The sequence below is a fragment of the Streptomyces sp. NPDC059788 genome (assembly GCF_042732265.1).
In the GTDB taxonomy this organism is placed as follows: Bacteria; Actinomycetota; Actinomycetes; order Streptomycetales; family Streptomycetaceae; genus Streptomyces.
Map to the genome: position 1 here is coordinate 153846 of NZ_JBHWHY010000014.1, position 18109 is coordinate 171954.

Sequence of the window (18109 nt, forward strand, 5' to 3'; positions counted from 1 at the left end):
GCTCCAGATGTACCGCGAGGCCCGGCAGCGACTCGGCGACCCGGTCCTGGCCTGGGCCGACATCGTCGGCGACCCCGGACGCGCCCGCCGCTACAAGGCGGCGCGCGGCAAGGGGGGCCTGCTGCGGGCGAGCTGGGAGGAGGCGGCGGAGCTGGTCGCCGCGGCGCACGTACACACCATCAAGGAGTACGGCCCGGACCGGCTGGCGGGTTTTTCGCCGATCCCGGCGATGTCGATGGTCTCGCACGCGGCCGGGGCGAGGTTCTACTCGCTGCTGGGCGGGGTGATGCTGTCGTTCTACGACTGGTACGCCGATCTGCCCGTCGCCTCGCCGCAGGTCTTCGGCGACCAGACGGACGTCCCGGAGTCCGGCGACTGGTGGGACGCCGGCTACCTGATCATGTGGGGCTCCAACCTGCCGGTGACCCGCACCCCCGACGCGCACTGGATGGCCGAGGCCCGCTACCGGGGCCAGAAGGTCGTCGCCGTGGCCCCGGACTACGCGGACAACGTGAAGTTCGCCGACGAGTGGCTGCCCGCCCAGCCCGGCACCGACGGGGCCCTGGCCATGGCCATGGGCCACGTCATCCTGAAGGAGTTCTTCGTCGACCGGGAGACCGAGGCCTTCACCGCGTACGTGAAGCGCTTCACCGACCTGCCGTTCCTGGTCGTCCTCGACGAGACGGCGCCGGGCCGGTACACGCCCGGCAAGTTCCTGACCGCCGCCGACCTCGGCGGCGAGGCGGGCGCGGTGGAGAACGCGCAGTTCAAGACCGTGCTGCTGGACGCCGTCACGGGCCGCCCCGTGGTGCCGGGCGGCACGCTCGGCCACCGCTACGGCGAGTCCGGCGCCGGCCGGTGGAACCTCGACCTCGGCGACACCGACCCGCTGCTGACGGCCGCGGGCGGGGCAGAGGCGCCCGTGCCGGTGGAGCTGCCCCGCTTCGACGCCCCCGACGGGAAGGCCGGGCGGCTGCTGCGCGGCGTACCCGTACGGCAGGCCGGCGGGAAGACGGTCACCACGGTCTACGACCTGCTGCTGGCCCAGTACGGGGTGGCCCGTGACGCGCTTCCCGGCCGGTGGCCGACGGGCTACGACGACCCGGCCGAGCCGTACACCCCCGCCTGGCAGGAGGCGATCACCGGCGTGGCGGCGGGGAAGGCGGCCCGGATCGCCCGGGAGTTCGCCGCCAACGCCGAGGAGTCCGGCGGCCGCTCCATGATCATCATGGGTGCCGGGACCAACCACTGGTTCCACTCCGACACCATCTACCGCGCCTTCCTGGCCCTCACCACCCTCACCGGCTGCCAGGGCGTCAACGGCGGCGGCTGGGCCCACTACGTCGGCCAGGAGAAGGTCCGCCCGATCACCGGCTACTCGCTGCTGGCCACGGCCGCCGACTGGAACCGGCCCGCCCGGCTGATGATCCAGACCGCCTACTGGTACCTGCACACCGACCAGTTCCGCTACGACCCCTTCGGCGCGGACACCCTCGCCGCCGCCTCCGCGGGCGGCACCTTCGCCGGCCGGACCACGGCCGACGTCATCGCGCAGTCCGCCCGCCTGGGCTGGATGCCCTCCTACCCCACCTTCGACCGCAACCCGCTCACCCTCGCCGCCGGCGCCGAAGCCGCGGGCCGGGACGTGGGCCCGTACGTGGTCGGCGAACTGAAGGCCGGGCGGCTGCGGTTCGCCGCCGAGGACCCCGACGCGCCGGAGAACTTCCCGCGGGTGCTGACGGTGTGGCGCGCCAACCTGCTGGGCTCCTCCGCCAAGGGCAACGAGTACTTCCTCAAGCACCTGCTGGGCACCGACTCCGCCGTCCGCGCCACCGAGGCACCCGAAGGGGCCCGCCCCCGCGACGTGACGTGGCGCGAGCAGGCCCCCACCGGAAAGCTCGACCTGCTGCTGTCCCTCGACTTCCGGATGACCAGTACCACCCTCTACTCCGACGTGGTGCTGCCCGCCGCGACCTGGTACGAGAAGCACGACCTCAACACCACCGACATGCACCCCTACGTGCACTCCTTCAACCCGGCCATCTCCCCGCCCTGGCAGACCCGCACCGACTTCGACGCCTTCCACACCCTCGCCCGGACCTTCAGCGCGCTGGCCGCCGACCACCTCGGCACCGTCACCGACGTGGTGGCCGCCCCGCTGCTCCACGACACCCCCGACGCCATGGCCACCCCGCACGGCCGCGTGGCCGACTGGAAGGACGGACAGTGCGAGCCCGTCCCCGGCCGGACGATGCCCAAGCTGGTCGCCGTCGAGCGCGACTACGCCGCCGTGGCCGAGAAGATGGCCGCCCTCGGCCCCCTGCTGGACACCCTGGGCGCCACCACCAAGGGCGTCACCTTCGACGTCGGCCGCGAGCTGGAATACCTGCGGCAGAAGAACGGCACCGTCCGCGGCGGGGTGGCCGACGGGCGGCCCTCGGTCGCCCGCGACGTGCAGGCCTGCGAGGCGATCCTCGCCCTGTCGGGCACCACCAACGGGCACCTGGCCACCCAGGGCTTCCGTACCGTCGAGGCCCGCACCGGCACCCGGCTGGCGGACCTGGCGGCCGAGCACGAAGGCAAGCAGGTCACCTTCGCCGACACCCAGGCCCGGCCCGTCCCCGTCATCACCTCCCCCGAATGGTCGGGATCGGAGGCCGGCGGACGCCGCTACTCGCCGTTCACCATCAACACCGAGCGCCTCAAGCCCTGGCACACCCTCACCGGACGGCAGCACTTCTTCCTCGACCACGACTGGATCGCCGAGCTGGGCGAATGCCTGCCGGTCTACCGGCCGCCGCTGAGCATGGCCGCCCTGTTCGACGAGCCCGAGGTCGGCGCCACGGGCGAACTGGGCGTCACCGTGCGGTATCTGACCCCGCACAACAAGTGGTCCATCCACTCGGAGTACCAGGACAACCTGTTCATGCTCTCCCTCTCGCGCGGCGGGCCGACGGTGTGGATGAGCCAGGAGGACGCCGCGAAGATCGGCGTCGCGGACAACGACTGGATCGAGGCGGTCAACCGCAACGGGGTCGTCGTCGCCCGCGCGGTCGTCTCCCACCGGATGCCGGAGGGCACCGTCTACCTGCACCACGCCCAGGACCGGCTGATCGACGTCCCGCGGGCCGAGACCGGCGGGCGCCGCGGCGGCATCCACAACTCGCTGACCCGGCTGCTGATCAAGCCCAGCCATCTCATCGGCGGCTACGCCCAGCTGTCCTTCGCCTTCAACTACCTCGGCCCCACCGGCAACCAGCGCGACGAGGTCACCGTCATCCGCCGCCGCTCCCAGGAGGTGACGTACTGACATGAAGGTCATGGCCCAGATGGCGATGGTGATGAACCTCGACAAGTGCATCGGCTGCCACACCTGCTCGGTCACCTGCAAGCAGGCGTGGACCAACCGCTCCGGCGTCGAGTACGTGTGGTTCAACAACGTCGAGACGCGCCCCGGCCAGGGCTATCCGCGCCGCTACGAGGACCAGGACACCTGGCAGGGCGGCTGGCGGCTGAACCGGCGGGGGCGGCTCACGCTCAAGGCCGGCGGCCGGTTCAAAAAGCTGATCACGATCTTCTCCAACCCCAAGCTGCCCTCCCTCGACGCCTACTACCAGCCCTGGACGTACGACTACGAGACCCTGACCAACGCCCCGCTCCAGGAGCACACGCCCGTCGCCCGGCCCAAGTCGCTGATCACCGGCGAGGACATGAAGATCAGCTGGTCGGCGAACTGGGACGACGACCTCGCCGGGGCACCGGAACACGCCGCCCGGGACGTACTGCTGACCGGACTCGCCGACAAGGTGAAGTTCGAGTTCGAGCAGACCTTCATGTTCTACCTGCCGCGGATCTGCGAGCACTGCCTCAACCCCGCGTGCGCGGCCTCCTGCCCCTCCGGCGCGATCTACAAGCGCAGCGAGGACGGCATCGTCCTCGTCGACCAGGACCGCTGCCGCGGCTGGCGGATGTGCGTGACGGGCTGCCCGTACAAGAAGGTCTACTTCAACCACCGCACCGGCAAGGCCGAGAAGTGCACGTTCTGCTTCCCGCGCGTCGAGGTGGGCCTGCCCACCGTCTGCGCCGAGACCTGCGTCGGGCGCCTGCGCTACATCGGCCTGGTCCTCTACGACGCCGACCGCGTCCTGGAGGCCGCCGCCACCCCCGACGACCGGGACCTGTACGAGGCCCAGCGCCGCGTCCTCCTCGACCCGTACGACCCCGAGGTGATCGCCGCCGCCGGTCGCGACGGCATCCCGCGCGACTGGATCGAGGCCGCCCGGCGCTCACCGGTCCACTCCCTGATCAACACCTACCGGGTGGCCCTTCCCCTGCACCCGGAGTACCGCACGCTGCCGATGGTCTGGTACATCCCGCCGCTGTCCCCGGTCGTCGACGCGGTCAGCGGCACCGGACACGACGCGGAGGACCGCGGCAACCTGTTCGCCGCGATCGACGCGCTGCGCATCCCCGTGGAATACCTCGCGGAGCTGTTCACCGCCGGCGATCCGGCACCCGTCGACGCCGCGCTCCGGCGGCTCGCCGCCATGCGCAGCTATCTGCGCGACATCAACCTCGGCCGCGAGCCCGACCCCGCCATTCCCGCGGCGGTCGGCATGGGCGAGGAGGAGATGTACGAGATGTACCGCCTCCTGGCCCTGGCCAAGTACGACGAGCGCTACGTCATCCCGCCCGCCCACGCCGAACAGGCACACGGGCTGGAGGAACTCGCCACCGAATGCAGCCTCGACTACGAAGGCGGGCCGGGCATGGGCGGGAGCGGGCCCGGCGCCGGACGCCCGGCGGGCGCCTCCGGACCGTTCGGGGAGTCCTCGGGCGGGCCCCAGCCGGTCGCCGTGGAGAACTTCCACATGCTGCGCGCCCGCCAGACCGCCGACACCCTCACCGACCCGGCCGACGAGGAGGCCCGCGTCAACCTCCTCAACTGGGACGGCAGGGGCAGGCCCGAAGGGCTGTTCCCCCGCCGCCAGGGGAGCGGCGCTCCCGCGGAACGCACGGACGGCACCGACCCGAACGCCGAGAGCGAGCCGAAGCCGTGACCGACCACCCCCCTCCCGTTCCCGTGCGCGAACCGGCCTGGCAGGTCCAGTCGCTGCTGCTCGCCTATCCCGACGAACACTTCGCCGGACACGCCCGCCTGGCCCGCCGGGCCGCGTCGGTCCTGCCCGAACCGGTCGCCACCCCCCTGCGCCGCTTCCTCGACCACGTGGCGGCCGTCGGCACCGAGGAACTGGCCGCGGAATACGTGAGCGTCTTCGACCACCGGAAACGCTGCTGCCCGTTCCTGACCTACTACGCCTACGGAGACACCCGTAAGCGCGGCGTCGCCCTGCTGCGCCTGAAGCAGACCTACGCCGCAGCCGGACTGCGGCCGGCCGACGACGAACTCCCCGATCATCTCGCCGTGGTCCTGGAGTTCGCCGCGGCCGAACCCGTACCGGGCCGGCGCCTGCTGCTGGAGCACCGGGCCGGACTGGAACTGCTCCGCCTGGCCCTGCGCGACGCGTCCGCCCCCTGGACGCACGTCCTGGACTCGGTGTCGGCGACCCTGCCGCCGCTGGCCGGGGACGAACGCGAGGCCGTCGCCCGGCTCGCGGCCCAAGGACCGCCCGAGGAACAGGTGGGACTGGCTCCCTTCGCGCCGCTCTCGCACCGGCCCGACCCGGTGGGAGGCCACCGATGACCCCGATGACGACGGCCCCGGCGGCAGCGGCCGAACCGGTGCTCCGGTACGCCGCGGCCGAGCCCGGGCCCGGCGGCGTCCTGCTGTGGGTGGTCCTGCCCTACGTGGCCCTGGTCGTGTTCATCGGCGGACACGTCTGGCGCTACCGCTACGACAAGTTCGGCTGGACCACCCGCTCGTCCCAGCTCTACGAGAACCGGCTGCTGCGCATCGGCAGCCCGCTGTTCCACTTCGGCATCCTGGTGGTGATCATCGGCCATGTCGTCGGCCTGCTGATCCCGCACGGCTGGACCGCGGCCGTCGGGATCACCGAGCACACCTACCACGTCACCGCCGTCGCCCTGGGCACCGTCGCCGGCCTGAGCACGCTCGGCGGGCTGGCCGTCCTGGTCTACCGGCGGCGCACCGTCGGCCCGGTCTTCAGCGCCACCACCCGCAACGACAAGCTGATGTACGTCATGCTCACCCTCGCCCTGGTGCTGGGACTGGCCGCCACGGTGGACGCCAACATCGCCGGCGCGGGGTACGACTACCGCACCACCATCTCCCCCTGGTTCCGGGCGATCTTCGCCTTCCGGCCCGACCCCGCCCTGATGAGCGGCGTACCGCTGCTCTACCAGCTGCACGCGCTCAGCGCGCTGGCCCTGTTCGCCGTCTGGCCGTTCACCCGGCTCGTCCACATGCTCACCGCGCCGCTGGGCTACCTCACCCGCCCGTACATCGTCTACCGGAGCCGCGACGCACGCCTGGGCACGCGCGCGCCCCGGCGGGGGTGGGAACGCATCCGGTGAACCGGCGGGACCTTCGGCCCCTCCGGGGCGCACGGCACGGCACGGGACCGGACGATCGGCAAGAAGGGCCGTCCGGCCCTGGCTCTTCGGCCCTGGCGTGCGGCAGGCTGCACAGGGCACCGCCCGTGGGGGCGGGCCGCACCAGGAACATCGGAGCTGCATGATGACGGAAAACCCGGCCGAGGCCCGGACGAAGGCGCCGGTCAGCGTCTTCCTGCTCGACGACCACGAGGTGGTGCGCCGCGGCGTGCACGACCTCCTGGACGCCGAACCGGACCTGACCGTGGTGGGGGAGGCGAACACCGCCGAGCAGGCGCTGGTGCGGGTCCCCGCCCTGCGTCCGCAGGTGGCGATCCTGGACGTCCGGCTGCCGGACGGCGACGGCGTGAGCGTCTGCCGTGAGCTGCGCTCGCAGCTGCCGGACCTGGTGTGCCTGATGCTCACCTCGTTCGACGACGAGGAGGCGCTGCTCGACGCGATCATGGCGGGGGCCGCCGGTTACGTGCTCAAGCAGATCACCGGGACCGACCTGGTCAACGCCGTACGGACGGTGGCCTCGGGCCAGTCGCTGCTCGACGCCGGCGCCACCGCCCGCGTCATGGCCCGGCTGCGGGGGGAGACGAAGCGGGAAGAGGAACAGCAGGTCCTGCCCGGCCTCAGCGAGCGGGAACGCGAGATCCTGGCGCTCGTGGGCGAGGGGCTGACCAACCGGGAGATCGGCAAGCGGCTCTACCTCGCGGAGAAGACGGTCAAGAACAACATCTCCCGCCTGCTGGCCAAACTCGGCGTGGAACGCCGCGTCCAGGCCGCGGTCATCGCCACCCAGGCGCTCGCGGCCGCCCAGGACGCCCGGACGGGACCCGCCTCCGCGACGCCGCGCGACGGCGGCCCGCGGCTCTGACGCCGGGCATCGGTTCCCGGCCCGTGACCCGGCGGGAGAGCGGTCAGCCGGACGGCCGTAAGCGCCCTTCGTACGGGGCGCCGTCGTCGCCCGCGCGCGGCACGAGGCGGTTGACCACGCCCACCACGCCGTCCACGCGCCAGGTCAGGCCGATCGCCGGAGGGATGTCGTCCTCGTGCGCGAGCGTTCCCCGCAGGGTCACCAGACCGTCCCGCACCCGGACCCGTACGTCGTCCGGCGGCACGTCCAGGGCACGGCCCAACACCTCCTCGACCACCTCCGCGCGGATCTGCTCGTCCGACCGCAGGAAGACCCGCAGCAGGTCCCGGCGGGTGGTGATGCCGATGAGGCGGTCCTCCTCGTCCACGACGGGCAGCCGGTCGACGTGCCGGCGCTGCATGATGCGCGCGGCGTCCACGACGCGGTGCTCCGGGTGCACGGTGACCGCCGGTGTCGTCATCACCTCGCCGGCGGTCGTGCCGCGCGCGGCACCGGCGCCGGCCGTACGGCGCGGTGCCGGTTGCGGCCGCCCGGCGGGAGCGGCCCGGCCGCCGGGCGGCACGGGCAGATCGGTCCGCGACACGACTCCCATGACCTTGTCGTCGCCGTCCACGACCGGCAGGCCGCTGATCCGGTGGACATCGAGCAGCCGGGCCAGTTCCTGCGCCGGGGTGTCCGGGCGGGCCTGTACGACCTCCCACGTCATCACCTCGGCCACGGTGCGGTTCTGCACGGCGGTACCTCCCTGCGTCGGTGCCCCACGGGCCCGGCCTCCGGGCCCGTCGCTCTTTCCCCGCCGGTCGAGTCTCGCCGACGGCGGGGCGGGGGAGCAGGGCCCATCCGCCTCCGTCCGAGGGCCACTCGCCCCCGATGTGCCGCGCGCGAGCCGGGCGGGAGCGGGCGACCCCGGGCTCCGTTCCCGCTGGTCGAACAGGGTTACGCTGACCGGGTACGGCGGGCGACCGAAGAAGGAGGACCGGTGAGCACGCAGGAGTCGTTGTCGCGCATGCCTCAGATGCGGCTGGACGAGTTGCTGGAGGAACTGCAGGCACGCATCGACGCGGCACGCGGCACCCGGGACCGGGTGCACAGCCTCCTGGAGGCCGTGGTCTCGGTGGGGCGGGAACTGGACCTGCCCCAGGTGCTCCGGCGCATCGTCGAAGCCGCCGCGCTGCTGGTCGACGCGCAGTACGCGGCGCTGGGCGTGATCGGCCCGGACGGCAGGCTGCTGTCGCAGTTCCTGACCGTCGGCCTGACGGACGAGGAGGTCGCCGCGATCGGGCCGCTGCCGGCCGGACACGGCCTGCTGGGCGAACTGATCCGCAACCCCGAGCCGTTGCGGCTCGGCGACCTGGGGGCCCATCCGTCGTCGTACGGATTTCCCGCCCACCACCCGCCGATGCGCACGTTCCTGGGCGTGCCGATCCGGGTGCGCGACGAGGTCTTCGGCAATCTCTACCTGACCGACAAGCGCGGCGGGCACGACTTCGACGCGGAGGACGAGTCGGTGATCTCCACGCTGTCGGTCGCCGCCGGCGTCGCGATCGACAACGCCCGGCTCTACGAGGGCTCACAGCGCCAGCAGCGCTGGCTGAAGGCCGGCGCGGAGATCACCAACAGCCTCTTCTCCGGGATGCCGCGGCTGGAGGTCCTGGAGCTGATCGCCCGCCGGGCACAGGACATCACCAGGGCGCGGCTCGCGGACGTCTGCGTCCCCATGCACGGCACCGGCGACCTGGTCGTCGAGCTGGCGCTCGGCGGGGACGGCGACAAGCGCCGCGGCCTGGTGGTGCCGGCCGACGGCACGCTCTCCGGCGCCGCCCTCACCGCGGGCGGGCCGGTCACCACGACCGGCCTGGCGGGCGACGACCGCTACAGCGGCGGGCCCCGGCGCTTCGACGGCCTGGGCCCGGCGGTGGCCGTGCCGTTGGGCAGCGAGGGCGGCAGCGCCCGGGGCGTCCTCCTGCTGGCGCGCGCCGAGGGGGACACGGTGTTCACCGAAGAGGAGCTGGAGCCGCTGCGGGCGTTCGCCGGGCAGGCGGCCCTCGCCCTGGAACTGGCCGAGCGCCGGCGCGACGCCGAACAGCTGGCCCTGCTGGAGGACCGCGACCGGATCGCCCGCGACCTGCACGACCTGGCCATCCAGCGGCTGTTCGCCACCGGGATGACGCTGCAGAGCGCCGCCCGGCTGGTCGAGCACGCCGGGGCGGCGGAGCGGGTCACCCGGGCGGTGGGCGACCTGGACGAGACCATCAAGATCATCCGGTCGACGATCTTCGGTCTGCGGGTCAGGGAGGAGGACACCGGACCGAGCCTGCGGGCCCGTGTGGCGCGTGCCGTGGGGGAGGCCGGCACGGCACTGGGCTTCCCGCCCCGGCTCAGCATGGAGGGCCTGCTGGACACGGACGTACCGGCGCAGGTCGCCGATCACGTCGTGGCGGCCCTCACCGAGCTGCTGAGCAACGCCGCCCGGCACGCGCACGCGACCCGGGTCGAGGTGGCACTCCAGGCCACCGGCGACGAGGTCGTGCTGACCGTGACGGACAACGGCAGGGGCATCCCGGAAACCGGCCGGCGCAGCGGGCTGGGCAACCTGGCCGAACGGGCGGAGAGCGTGCACGGGACGATGGAGATCCGGACGCCCGACGACGGCGGAAGCCGGATCGTGTGGCGCGCTCCGCTGCCCTCGGCCGCATGACGGACCGCCCGGCCCGACGCCGAGGCGGCGGGCCGGGCGGTCGGTGACGACTCTCCCGAAGGCGGCTGCGCGTGCCGCGACGCCGGTCCCGGTACGGCGTGCCGTTCATCCGCCGCCCGCCGGGAGCCGACGGCTCAGCGAACCTCGCCGCCCGCCGCGCACACCGCGGCCGCGGGCTGCTGCGCCACCACCAGCCGGAAACCGGTGACCAGATCGGGCTGGATGCGCAGGACACCGTTCATGGTCTGCGCCACCCACGGCCGCAGCAGGTCCTGGTAGCGGTCCACCTGCGCCGGGTCGGCCACCAGCCGGGCGTACCCGGTGACGATGACGCTCCAGCCCAGATGGGTGAGCGGGTCGATGGCGTCGGCCTCGTACGCGACCACCAGGCCCGCCTCGCCCGCCGGCGGCGCTATCGAGGTCAGCGTCGCCCCGTCGTTGAGCCGGACGACGATGTCCGTCCCGTCGAGGAGATGGTTGACGGGACGGATGGCGGGCAGGGCGTTCTGGGTGAACACGAGCCGGCCGAGCGGGACGCTGCCCAGCAGCCGCAGCGATTCGTCCCGGGGCAGCTGCTGCATTCCCCGGGGAGCCACCGGTTCACGGCGTTCCCCGACCTGCTGTGTGTCTTCGTCGTTCATCCTGCACACCCTCTGCTCCGGCGGCGTTCGTCCGGGCACTCGTTGCCTGACCGCCAGCCTCCCCGACCCGGGCCCCTGACGACAGGGCCGAACGGGCCCTGCCCGACGGGGGTCTTTCGCGCATGCCACGGGCCCGCGCCGGGGGACCAACGGCCCCGGCCCGCGGCCCGCAGTCCGCCGAGGGCCCTTCGGCCTCCGGGTCGGGACCAACGCCGACCTCGGCGGACGGTCCGCGGGAGTGCAATGGAGACGAGCGCAGGCACAGCGATTCGGAAGGTACGCACCATGACCGCTACACCCGTGGAGAAGACGACCGGTGCAGCCTGGGAGGGGTTCGGCGACGGGCTGTGGCGGGACGCCATCGACGTCCGCGACTTCGTCCGGCACCACCACGTCCCGTACGAGGGCGACGCCTCCTTCCTCACGGGCCCCACCGGTCGCACCACCGCGGTGTGGCAGAAGCTGCTCGGCATGTTCCCCGACGAGCGGGTGCGGGGCATCCACGGCGTGGACGTCAGCACCCCGTCGCGGATCGACGCGTTCGCGCCCGGCTACGTCGACGAGGAGCGGGACCTGATCGTCGGCCTCCAGACCGACGCCCCGCTCAAGCGCGCCATCATGCCCAACGGCGGCTGGCGGATGGTCGAGGGCGCCCTCGCCGCCTACGGGTACGAGCCGGACCCGGCGGTCAAGGAGATCTACACCCGGCTGCGCAAGACCCACAACGACGGCGTCTTCGACGCGTACACCCCCGAGATCCGCGCCTGCCGCTCCGCGGGCATCATCACCGGCCTGCCCGACGCCTACGGCCGGGGCCGCATCATCGGCGACTACCGCCGCGTCGCGCTCTACGGCGTCGACCGCCTCATCGAGGACAAGCAGGCCGCCAAGGCCGAGGCCGACGCGCTGTGGCCGACCGAGGACGTCATCCGCGAACGCGAGGAGACCGCCGAGCAGATCAAGGCCCTGCGGGAACTGAAGGCGATGGCCGCCTCGTACGGATACGACATCTCCCGGCCCGCCGCCACCGGCCGCGAGGCCGTGCAGTGGCTCTACTTCGGCTACCTGGCCGCCGTCAAGGAGCAGAACGGCGCGGCCATGTCGATCGGCCGCATCGACACCTTCCTCGACATCTACCTGCAACGCGACATCGAGCGGGGCGTCCTCGACGAGGAGCGGGCGCAGGAACTGATCGACGACTTCGTCATCAAGCTGCGCATCGTGCGCTTCCTGCGCACCCCCGAATACAACGAGCTGTACTCCGGTGACCCCACCTGGGTCACCTGGTCACTGGCCGGAATCGGCGAGGACGGCCGCCCGCTCGTCTCCCGTACGACCTTCCGCGCCCTCCAGACGCTCTACAACCTGGGCCCGGCCCCCGAGCCCAACCTGACCGTCTTCTGGTCGCCGCGTCTGCCGCGCGGCTTCAAGGAGTTCGCGTCGAAGGTCGCCATCGACACCTCGGCCCTCCAGTTCGAGTCGGACGAGCTGGTGCGGGCGAAGTACGGGGACGACGCGGCCATCGCCTGCTGCGTGTCGGCCATGGCGGTCGGCAGGCAGATGCAGTTCTTCGGCGCCCGCGTCAACGTCGCCAAGGCCCTGCTGTACGCCATCAACGGCGGCCGGGACGAGATGACCGGCAAGACCGTCGTGGCGGGTTTTGAGCCGGTCGAGGGCGAGTACCTCGACTACGCCACCGTCCGGGAGCGCTACGACGCGATGCTGGATTGGCTGGCCGGGACGTACGTCCACGCCCTGAACGTCATCCACTACATGCACGACAAGTACGCGTACGAACGCCTGGAGATGGCCCTGCACGACCACACCGTGCTGCGCACCATGGCCTGCGGCATCGCCGGGCTGTCGGTCGCCGCGGACTCCCTGTCGGCCCTCAAGCACGCCCGGGTACGAGCCGTCCGGGACGAGACCGGGCTGGTCACGGGCTACGAGACCGAGGGCGCCTACCCCGCGTACGGCAACAACGACGACCGGGCGGACACGATCGCGAAGGACATCGTCCACACGTTCATGCAGAAGGTACGCAAGCACCCGACCTACCGGAACGCCGTGCACACCCAGTCGGTGCTGACCATCACCTCCAACGTCGTCTACGGGAGGAAGACCGGCGGCACACCGGACGGCCGCCCGGCGGGCGCCCCCTTCGCCCCCGGCGCCAACCCGATGAACGGCCGCGACGAGCACGGCTACCTCGCCTCCGCCATGTCGGTCGCCAAGCTGCCGTACGACGACGCCGAGGACGGCATCTCGCTGACCAACACCATCACCCCGGGCGCGCTCGGCCGCACCGAGCAGGAGCGGATCGCGAACCTGGCGGGCGTGCTGGACGGCTACATGGCCGGCGGCGGCTTCCACATGAACGTCAACGTCCTGGACCGGGCGACCCTTGAGGACGCCATGGAGCACCCCGAGAACCACCCCCAGCTGACGATCCGGGTGTCCGGGTACGCGGTCAACTTCGTACGGCTGACGCGTGAGCAGCAGCTCGACGTCATCAACCGGACCTTCCACGGCGCACTGTGACGCCCGCACCCCGACCCGCGGCGCCGGTGGCGGGCCCTCACCCCGGCACCGGCGCCGCGTCCTTTCCCCGCCCGCGCCCGGGCGGCACCGCCCCAGGAGGGCATGACATGGCAGTTCCCCTCGGGACCACGATCCCCGTACGTACTCCGCCCCTCGCCGGGGTGACGGCCCAGGAGGCGGCCACCCCGGCCGGCGCGGTCGGGCAGCGGCCGGTCGCCGGATCGGTGCACTCCTGGGACCTGTCCACCGGCGTCGACGGGCCCGGCACCCGCTTCGTGACGTTCCTGGCCGGGTGCCCCCTGGCCTGCCTCTACTGTCACAACCCCGACACCTGGAAGATGCGCGACGGCAAGCGCGTCCTGGCCGACGAGCTGGTGGCCGAAGCGGCGAAGTGCCGGGCGTTCATCCGGGCCGCGGGCGGGGGCGCCACCCTCAGCGGCGGCGAACCCCTCCTCCAGCCCGTCTTCGCCGGCGAACTCCTCCACCGCTTCAAGCACGAACTGGGCCTGCACACCGCCCTGGACACTTCCGGCTACCTCGGCGCCCGCGCCACGGACGCGCTGCTGCGGGACACCGACCTCGTGCTACTGGACATCAAGTCCTGGCACCCCGCCCTCTACAAGCGGCTCACCGGCCGACAGCTCCGCCCCACACTGGACTTCGCGCGGCGACTGGCCCGCATGGAAAGAGAGGTGTGGGTGCGCTTCGTGCTCGTCCCGGGGCTGACCGACGATCCGGCCAACATCGAGGGCGTGGCCTCCTTCGCCGCCTCGCTCGGCAACGTGACCCGGGTGGACGTGCTGCCCTTCCACAAACTCGGCGCGTCCAAGTGGGACCGTCTCGGCATGGACTTCACCCTGCGGGACACCCCGACGCCCACCGCGCCGGAACTGGCGACGGCACGGGAGATCTTCGCGGCAGCCGGTCTGACGGCGGTGTGAGAGGGCGGGTCCCGCGACGGCCCTTCAGGCCGCCAGGGGGACCCCGTGCCCGTTCCGGGCCTCGTCGAAGCGGGCCAGAACGAGGCGGGCCATGGCGGCTTGGGCGCCGAGTGGGCGGGCCGTGCACATGCACCCCGCACGCTCGGCCTCCGCGGCCAGGTGGTCGAAGAAGCACCCCGGGGCCATCAGGTAGGGCACGACCGCGATACGGGTACGGCCTTCGGCACGCAGGTCCCGTGCCGTACGGGCCAAGGAACGGTCCTCCCCGTGACCGGCGCACAACAGGGCCGGACGTACCGGAACGGTCTCCCTCCGCCAAGCGTGCAGGGCCGTACTCAGGTGCCGGGCAACGGCGTAGCAGCCGTCGTTGCCGCCGGGCCGGCGTGACCCCGCGGCGGCCAGCACCACGGCGTCCGCCGGAAGTCCGGCATGCGTCTCGGCCTCCTGAAGGCGGTACGCCAGCGCTTCGGTCAGCAGCAGGTGCGGAGCCAGCGGCTTCGCGGCACGGGCCGGACCGAGCACGGCGGGAAGGTCCACGGTGAAATGGAAGCCCGCGCCCAGCAGCAGAGGCACCACGATGGCCGGCGCACCTCGCACGGCGGCCACGGCTTCGTCGACCGTGGGCCCGTGAATGTCGAAGAACGCGCTCTCCACCCGAAGAGCCGGACGCAGTGCGCGGACTTCCGTCAGCAACCGGTCCGTTTCCGTTCGCGCCCGGGCCTCGCGACTGCCGTGCGCCGCGGCGATCAGGACCGGGCCGTCCAGGGGCGGGGAGATGGAGGCCATGCCGTCACGGTAATCACCTCCTCTCCCGGCGATAAGGCACTGCTGGTCCCGTACACACAGGGACGAGAGGCCCAGGTCAAGGGGCCGTTCGGCGCGCGGGAGCGGCGAGGGGCGGGCATAGCCTGAAGTCGCTGCGGCCCGGGAAGGCGCGGGCTTCGGGCGGCAGTCGGGGGAATACGGAAAACGCGTCCCGGCGCCCAGCAGTTGGCAGGAGTGCTCACATGGTGTCATCCACCGACCGGCCCACTCTCGTTCTCGTCGGCCACGGCATGGTCGGCCAACGGCTGCTGGAAGAGCTGGCCGCCCGGGACGCGCTCGCCGGCCCGGACAGAACGGACGGCCCCGGCGGAGCCGGCGGCACGGGCGACGACCGGCGGTGGCGCGTCGTGATCCTCGCCGAGGAGGAACGCCGCGCCTACGACCGCGTACATCTGTCCTCACTGTTCACCGGGACCACACCGGAGGAACTGAACCTCGCGAGCCCCGACTTCTTCGCAGACCACGATGTCACCCTGCGCCTCGGCGACCCCGCCACCGCCATCGACACCACCACCCGCACGGTGACCACGCGCAGGGGCTCGGCGTGGCACTACGACGCGCTGGTGCTGGCCACCGGCTCGTACGCCTTCGTCCCGCCGGTGCCCGGCCGGGACGCGCCCGGCTGCTTCGTCTACCGCACGGTCGAAGACGTCCGGGCCATCCGGGAAGCAGCCCACGGCGCCCGCACCGCGGCCGTGATCGGCGGCGGGCTGCTGGGCCTGGAGGCGGTCGGCGCCCTGCGCTCGCTCGGCCTGGAGACCTCCGTCGTGGAGGCCGCGCCGCGGCTGATGCCCGGCCAGGTGGACACCGGCGGAGCCGACGCCCTGGCCCGCACCGTCGGGGCGATGGGCGTCCACGTGCACACGGACACCGCCGTCACCGAGGTGTGGACCGGCGCGGACGGACGGGTCCGCGGTCTGTCGCTGTCCGACGGCGGCAGCGTCCAGGCCGACATCGTCGTCTTCTCCGTAGGCGTACGGCCCCGCGACGAACTCGCCCGGGCGGCCGGCCTCGACGTCGCGGACCGCGGCGGCATCATGATCGACCCCCAGTGCCGCACCTCGGCGCCGGGCGTCTACGCGCTCGGCGAATGCGCCCGCGCCGCCGACGGCAACGTCTACGGCCTCGTCGCGCCCGGCTACCGAATGGCGGAAGCCCTCGCGGACACCCTGACCGGTGGACAGGGCAGCTTCACCGGCGCCGACACCTCCACCAAACTCAAGCTCCTGGGCGCGGACGTCGCCTCCTTCGGCGACCCCTTCGCCCCGGACGCCGGCGGCTCGGTGCTCTGGGCCGACTCCGGCTCCGGCGTCTACAAGAAGCTGGTGCTCGGCCCGGACGGGAAGCTGATGGGCGGCATCCTGGTCGGGGACGCGGACGCGTACGGCACCCTGCGCCCCCTCGTCGGGGCCCGGCTGCCCGGACCGGCCGCCTCCTTCCTGCTGCCCGCCGGTGCGGCGGGCCCGGCCGACACCACCGCGGTACTCCCCGACGACGCCGTGATCTGCTCGTGCAACGGCGTCACCAAGAAGGCCCTGCGCGACGCCGTCCACGCCGGCGCGCACGACCTGGCCGCCGTCAAGAAGTGCACCGGCGCCGGCACCCAGTGCGGCGGCTGCGTCGGCGCCGTGACGTCGATCATGGAAGCCCAGCTGGCGGCCGAAGGCGTCGAGACGGGACCGGGCGGACTGTGCCCGGACTTCACACAGACCCGCCGGGAACTGTACGAGATCATCCGGGTGACCGGCATCGACAGCTTCACGCGCCTGGCCGGGGAGTACGGCGTCCCCGGCCCGGACGGCAGGCCGCCGCACGGCTGCGCGGTCTGCCGCCCGACCGTCGCCTCGCTCCTGGCCACCCTCGGCCCGGAGCTGGGACTGCGCCACATCCTGGACGGCGAGCAGGCCGCCCTCCAGGACACCAACGACCTCTTCCTCGCCAACCTCCAGAAGGACGGCACCTACTCCGTGGTGCCCCGCCTGCCGGCCGGTGAGATCAGCCCGGACCACCTCATCGTCCTCGGCGAGGTAGCCCGCGACTTCGGCCTCTACACCAAGCTCACCGGCGGACAGCGCATCGACCTGTTCGGCGCCACCGTGGACCAGCTCCCGGACATCTGGCGCAGGCTCATCGACGCCGGCCTCGAATCGGGCCACGCGTACGGCAAATCCCTGCGCACCGCGAAGTCCTGCGCCGGCTCCCGCTGGTGCCGCTTCGGGCAGCGCGACTCCGTCGGCATGGCCGTGGAGCTGGAACTGCGCTACCGCGGCCTGCGGTCCCCGCACAAACTGAAGCTGGCGGCCTCCGGCTGCGTCCGCGAGTGCGCCGAGGCCCGGAGCAAGGACGTCGGAGTCATCGCCACGGCGAAGGGCTGGAACCTCTACGTCGGCGGCAACGGCGGCGTCAAGCCCCGGCACGCGGACCTCCTCGCCCAGGACGTGGGCGACGAGGAACTGATCCGCGTCATCGACCGCTTCCTGATGTTCTACATCCGCACCGCGGACCGCCTGGAGCGCACCGCGGCCTGGCTGGAACGCATCGACGGCGGCATCGACCACGTCCGGGACGTGGTCCTGCACGACTCCCTGGGGCTGGCCGGGGAACTGGACGCCCAGCTGCGGCGGCACGTGGACGCCTACCACGACGAATGGCGGGCCGTCCTCGAAGACCCGGCGAAGCTGCGGCGCTTCACCACGTCCTTCCCGGCCCCCGCGGGCCCGCCCGCCCCCGGGCACGTCCAGATCCGTACACACGAGGGCGACTGGCGGTCGGTCTGCCTGCTGGAGGAACTCGAACCGGGCCGCGGTGTGCCGGTCCGCGTCGGTGACGAGGCGGAAGCGGTCGCCCTCTTCCGCTCACCGGACGGCGAGGTCTTCGCCGTCTCCGACACCGACCCCGTCTCCCGGGCCGGTGTCATCTCCCGCGGCATCTACGGAGCGGTCGACGGAGCGCCGGTGGTGACCTCACCCATGTACAAGCAGCGCTTCGACCTGCACACCGGAGCCTGCCTGGACGACGAGAGCCGGCACCTTCCCGTCCGCGAGGTCCGGGTGCTCTGACCACCGGC

Annotated in this window: 12 protein-coding genes; 9 read left to right on the top strand and 3 right to left on the bottom strand. The window is 72.6% G+C overall.

Features of this window, described 5'->3' with window-relative positions:
- The 5 genes from ACFV57_RS14900 to ACFV57_RS14920 all read left to right on the top strand — a co-directional run.
- The coding region (locus ACFV57_RS14900) for a nitrate reductase subunit alpha (RefSeq protein ID WP_385230762.1) at nucleotides 1–3310 on the top strand (3310 nt) is incomplete at its 5' end.
- Between the two features lies 1 nt (nucleotide 3311).
- On the top strand, nucleotides 3312–5060 hold the full coding sequence (gene narH / locus ACFV57_RS14905) for a nitrate reductase subunit beta (RefSeq protein WP_385230765.1): 1749 nt from the start codon (nucleotides 3312–3314) through the stop codon (nucleotides 5058–5060).
- Complete coding sequence (gene narJ, locus ACFV57_RS14910) at nucleotides 5057–5704, top strand: nitrate reductase molybdenum cofactor assembly chaperone (RefSeq protein ID WP_385230768.1); 648 nt, start codon at nucleotides 5057–5059, stop codon at nucleotides 5702–5704. The genes narH and narJ overlap by 4 nt, the downstream gene beginning before the upstream one ends.
- Nucleotides 5701–6495: a respiratory nitrate reductase subunit gamma gene (gene narI, locus ACFV57_RS14915; protein ID WP_385230771.1), complete on the top strand. Its 795-nt coding sequence runs from the start codon at nucleotides 5701–5703 to the stop codon at nucleotides 6493–6495. The genes narJ and narI overlap by 4 nt, the downstream gene beginning before the upstream one ends.
- A 163-nt stretch (nucleotides 6496–6658) precedes the next feature.
- Nucleotides 6659–7396: a response regulator gene (locus tag ACFV57_RS14920; protein WP_385230839.1), complete on the top strand. Its 738-nt coding sequence runs from the start codon at nucleotides 6659–6661 to the stop codon at nucleotides 7394–7396.
- Between the two features lie 43 nt (nucleotides 7397–7439).
- On the opposite strand, the gene ACFV57_RS14925 is transcribed toward ACFV57_RS14920, so the two are convergent.
- On the bottom strand, nucleotides 7440–8129 hold the full coding sequence (locus tag ACFV57_RS14925; RefSeq protein WP_385230774.1) for a CBS domain-containing protein: 690 nt from the start codon (nucleotides 8127–8129) through the stop codon (nucleotides 7440–7442).
- Nucleotides 8130–8402: 273 nt separating this feature from the next.
- Between ACFV57_RS14925 and ACFV57_RS14930 the strand changes: the two genes are divergently transcribed.
- The gene (locus ACFV57_RS14930) at nucleotides 8403–10094 is read left to right on the top strand and encodes a GAF domain-containing protein (protein ID WP_385230842.1); all 1692 of its coding nucleotides are present in this window, start codon (nucleotides 8403–8405) and stop codon (nucleotides 10092–10094) included.
- Nucleotides 10095–10228: 134 nt separating this feature from the next.
- Here ACFV57_RS14930 and ACFV57_RS14935 read toward each other — a convergent pair whose 3' ends face one another.
- The gene (locus ACFV57_RS14935) at nucleotides 10229–10735 is read right to left on the bottom strand and encodes a pyridoxamine 5'-phosphate oxidase family protein (RefSeq protein ID WP_385230777.1); all 507 of its coding nucleotides are present in this window, start codon (nucleotides 10733–10735) and stop codon (nucleotides 10229–10231) included.
- Nucleotides 10736–11020: 285 nt separating this feature from the next.
- Here ACFV57_RS14935 and pflB point away from each other — a divergent pair, with 285 nt between their 5' ends.
- Both pflB and pflA read left to right on the top strand, forming a co-directional pair.
- Nucleotides 11021–13276, top strand: coding sequence for a formate C-acetyltransferase (pflB, locus tag ACFV57_RS14940; protein WP_385230780.1), 2256 nt, complete (start codon nucleotides 11021–11023; stop codon nucleotides 13274–13276).
- A gap of 107 nt (nucleotides 13277–13383) precedes the next feature.
- On the top strand, nucleotides 13384–14217 hold the full coding sequence (gene pflA, locus ACFV57_RS14945; protein WP_385230783.1) for a pyruvate formate-lyase-activating protein: 834 nt from the start codon (nucleotides 13384–13386) through the stop codon (nucleotides 14215–14217).
- A gap of 24 nt (nucleotides 14218–14241) precedes the next feature.
- Here pflA and ACFV57_RS14950 read toward each other — a convergent pair whose 3' ends face one another.
- Nucleotides 14242–15003 (bottom strand): sirohydrochlorin chelatase, encoded by a 762-nt coding sequence (locus ACFV57_RS14950; RefSeq protein WP_385230786.1) that lies wholly within the window; start codon nucleotides 15001–15003, stop codon nucleotides 14242–14244.
- Between the two features lie 221 nt (nucleotides 15004–15224).
- On the opposite strand from ACFV57_RS14950, the gene nirB reads away from it, so the two are divergent.
- A complete protein-coding gene (nirB, locus tag ACFV57_RS14955; RefSeq protein WP_385230789.1) occupies nucleotides 15225–18101 on the top strand; it encodes a nitrite reductase large subunit NirB in 2877 nt (958 codons plus the stop codon).
- Nucleotides 18102–18109: the final 8 nt, after the last annotated feature.